The 3,800-nt window shown below is 67.4% G+C and carries 2 protein-coding genes; both read left to right on the forward strand.

The window, feature by feature from the left end:
* On the forward strand, nt 1–3,267 hold a 3,267-nt coding region (locus tag ACEN88_RS26430; protein WP_413344445.1), incomplete at its 5' end, for a hypothetical protein.
* A gap of 87 nt (nt 3,268–3,354) precedes the next feature.
* The gene (locus ACEN88_RS26435) at nt 3,355–3,747 is read left to right on the forward strand and encodes a TcpQ domain-containing protein (protein ID WP_413344447.1); all 393 of its coding nucleotides are present in this window, start codon (nt 3,355–3,357) and stop codon (nt 3,745–3,747) included.
* The last annotated feature ends 53 nt before the right edge of the window (nt 3,748–3,800 follow it).

The raw sequence follows: 3,800 nt of genomic DNA on the forward strand, positions 1-3,800 counted from the left end.
GTGCGCGACCTGACCGCGGGCCGCGCCTACGAGCTTCCCGGCACGAAGCCGCTGCCGGCGGAAGCGCGGCACTGGCAGGCCGAAGCCGGCAAGCTGGAAGACCTCGGTGCCAAGTTCGCGATCGCCGGCCAGCTGCTCGCCGACACCACGCCGGCCCTGAAGGAGCGGGTCGGCACCATGCAGCAGACCTGCATGGACGACCTGGTCGCGCACCTGCCGGCGCTGGCCGGGATGACGCCGGCGCAGCGTACGGAAACGCGGGAGGTGCTCGGCGCGCTCGCCGGCAAGCTGCGCCAGACGGCGGGCGACACGCTGCACAAGGACGCGGAACTGGCGCCGATGCAGCTGATGCACATCGTCGACATGGCGGAAAAGGCGACCGGCGGGGATCCGGCCCGCTGCATCGACGTGTACCGGTCGCTGGCCAACGAGAGCGTGCACCAGGTCATCGGCGCCGCCGTCGCGCACCTGAGCGAAGGCACGCCGGCCACGCAGCAGGAGCAGGATCTCGTGGCGATCTGGCAAATGGGCGCGCACCAGCTGCCCGATGCCGTCAATTCGCTGCTGGCCGCCAACCCGGAGCACCGCGCCGCCAGGGTCGACTGGCGCGACGTGCAGACGTTCTTCCGCTGCACGCAGGAGCACCAGCGCCTGTCGGCCGAACCCAACGGCGACCCGGCGCACAAGGCGCGCATGCTGTCGGCGATGAAGAGCATGCGCACCGAGCTGGCCACCGGCGAGAAGCCGGCCGTGGGCACGCCCGAGCGGCGCGACTGGGCCATGGTCAAGAGTGCCGTGTGGCACCACGACAACCTGCGGCACGTGGTGCAGACGTTCGAAGGCTTCAAGACGCAGATGGCGTTGCCGAGCACCGTGGTCAACCAGGTCCACCAGCAGTTCGACGCCAAGGGGCGCGGCGAGGTGACGCAAGAAGTCCGGACGCAGTTCAAGCAGGTGCTGCACGACTTCAAGGGGATCGCCGAGGCGGCGCTGGCCAGGCCCGACGCGACCCTCGCCCAGCAGGGCAATGCCAAGCTGCTGGTGGCGCTGTGCGACTACATGGAAAAGCACCGCGGGTCGGAAAAGCTCCTGACCGCGGCCAAGCGCAAGCTGACGGGGAAGGAAGGCACGTTCAATGCCGGCAGCGAGATCTGGTCCAATTCCCTGAAGGGCAAGGACAAGAAAGCCATCCTGGAGGCCGCCGGATCGCACATCTCGGTGGCGCGCGCCGATGCGCCGCTGCTGCGCAACCTGCAGCAGGGGCACAGTGCGCTGGAATTGCTGCAGGACGCGGTCAAGGCCGTCCTGCCCGAAGCGGAGCGGGGCGAACCCATGCACCGGCTGGCGTCGCTGGGCAACCTGGTCCGTCTGGCCAAGGGCGAGGCGCTGGCGGGGCCGGAGCAGATCCGCACGTTCCTGCACGACGCGATCGACCGCACGTCGCTGGGCGACCGCACCGACACCATCAACGGGAAGCAGTTCAAGCTGGCCATCCCGCTCATCCTGCCGATACCGTTCGCCAGCCTGAGCGCCACGTTCGGGACGTCGAAGAGCTCCGGCACCATCGTCAACGTGCAGGCCAATAACGACTGCGTGCAGCTGACCCTTGGGCGCATGAAGGAAAAAGCGGTCAGCACCAGTCTGGGCGCGTCGATGGCGCCCGAGATCCTGAGTGCGCACGCGGAAAAAGCGCTCAAGAAGACCAGCCTCGACGTACGCTTCCCCGGCTTGAGCTGGAAGAAGGAGGAGAAGCTGCGTACCGACCCCGCAGTGGTGCTGAAGTTCTCGATCGAGCCGGTCAAGGGCCTGCGCGACCTCGACGAAGCGCGTACGCAGCTCAAGAAGGCCGTCGACATCCTCGTCGACTGGGATCCGCAAAAGCCGGAGTACCAGCAATACGGCTCGGCGTACGAAGCGTTGTGCGACAAGCTCGATTCCCCCTTCACGATCGACGACGAGGTGCGCCAATACACGACCGTCAGCAATGAAACCGCGCTCACGCCGGGCCGCGTGGCGCTCAAGTACAACAAGGAGAAATTCGGCGCCACGCCGAAAAAGACGAACGACCCGGTGCGCACCGGCGCCGGCGCGACCGTGAAGTTCGCGGTCAGCGAGGACAAGATGGCGTCGGTCAACCAGCAAAAGGCGCGCGAATTCTACGATACCGTCAAGAAGACGCTGACCACGGACGTCTTCTTCGGCATCAACACCCGCCATACCACCGCCGAGACGAAGAAGAAGACCGGCATCACCGACGGCAAGAAGCTGCTCTCCGTGCCGGTGCAGGCCGGGGCGACGGGCTCGCTCACGGCGAACGTCGGCGGCAGGGAATACAAGGACAAGAAGCCGGTCGGCACCGACAAGCTGAAGGCGTACAAGTCGGAATACGGCGATTACAGCCGCGACATGAACAAGGCGATGGATGTGCTGCTCGAAGCCTTGCCGTCGGTCAGCAACCGCGTCCAGGAAGTCGTCGACAAGGGGTTTCGCGACCAGCTCATGGCGAAGCTGGCCGGGCCCGCCGCCGCGAAGCTGGCGGAACGCCGGCAGGACGTCGACCAGTTGCAGGCCGAGATCGCGGTGCTGCAGCGCCGCCTGGCCGGCAGCGATCCGCACGCCGAGATCCAGGAGGAGCCGTTGCCGGAAGCCGAGGCGGCGGCCCTGGCCGCCGAGCTGGCGGTCAAGCAGCACCTGCACGCGTCGCTGGTGGAAAAGCTGGCCGGCACCACGGTCGACGGGGTCAGGAAGGAGATGGTCGACAAGGAAGTCGCGAAGATGTGCGGGGAAGTGCTGATGAACTTCGTCCGCGCCCTCATGGAAAACAAGACCGACCGTTTCTCGGTGAAGCTGGAATCGAAGCAGCAGTGGGCGCACCGCGGCATCGAAGCGGCCATCGCCAATGCCGAGGCGGCGGGGCACCACGGGATGGCGGCGGTGATGCGCGCCGTCGATGCCGAGATGTTCGAGGGGGAGCGCGACCAGTCGGTCAAGTACCTGGTCGCGGCCGGGGACATGAACAACAAGGTCACGCAGTTCGACTGGAAGAATCCCCTCGTGTTCCGGCGCCGGGAAACCAAGGGCATGACCGAGGATCCGATCCCCGATACCCGCACCGCGACCTTGCAGCCCACCGCCGACCGCCTGGTCGAGGTGCGCGAAGTCGGCACCCCGTTGACGGACTTCCAGGCGGCCATCGTCAGGGAGAGCCTGGCGGAAGTGCGCGCGCAGGCCAGGGAGCGGGGCGCCAACGCCGGCGGCGCCGCGTGAAATAAGCGGCGCACGGGCGAACCGGATGCGGCGTGGCGCAACTCATCATGAGTCCGTCACCCCGTCACCACGACCAAGGAAACCATCATGCATCCGGTAATTCACTCATCGTACGCCCGCGGCACCCTGGCCGCTTTCGTCATCGGCGCCGTGCTGTGCCTGGCCGCCGGCGGGTTCTTTTCGACCACCCCGATCAGGCCGCAGACGTTGGACGACGACGACTGCGACGACGCCGAGGCTGACGCCGTGCCCGCGCGTCCCGCGGCCGTGCCCGTCTGGGAGGTCACGCCGGCCGACAGGACGCTGAAGGCCGCGTTGACGCGCTGGGCCGAGGCGGCGGGCTGGCAGCTGGTGTGGGAGCTGCCGATCGATTACGCGGTGACGGCGCGCACCGGGATCAAGGGCAAGTTCACCGACGCGGTGGAGGCGGGGGCCCCGGGCAATGGGGCCCCCCCCCCCCCCCAGAAGGGGGTTTTTTAAGACCGCCACCCCCGGGGGGGCCAAGGAGCCCCGTTAACCGAAAACGAAAAAAA

Source organism: Massilia sp. CT11-108 (assembly GCF_047302915.1).
Classification (GTDB): domain Bacteria; phylum Pseudomonadota; class Gammaproteobacteria; order Burkholderiales; family Burkholderiaceae_D; genus Telluria; species Telluria orientalis.

Coding starts and splice junctions, on each gene's coding strand:
- ACEN88_RS26435 (WP_413344447.1), top strand. CDS start 3,355: ATGCATCCGGTAATTCACTCATCGTACGCCCGCGGCACCCTGGCCGCT.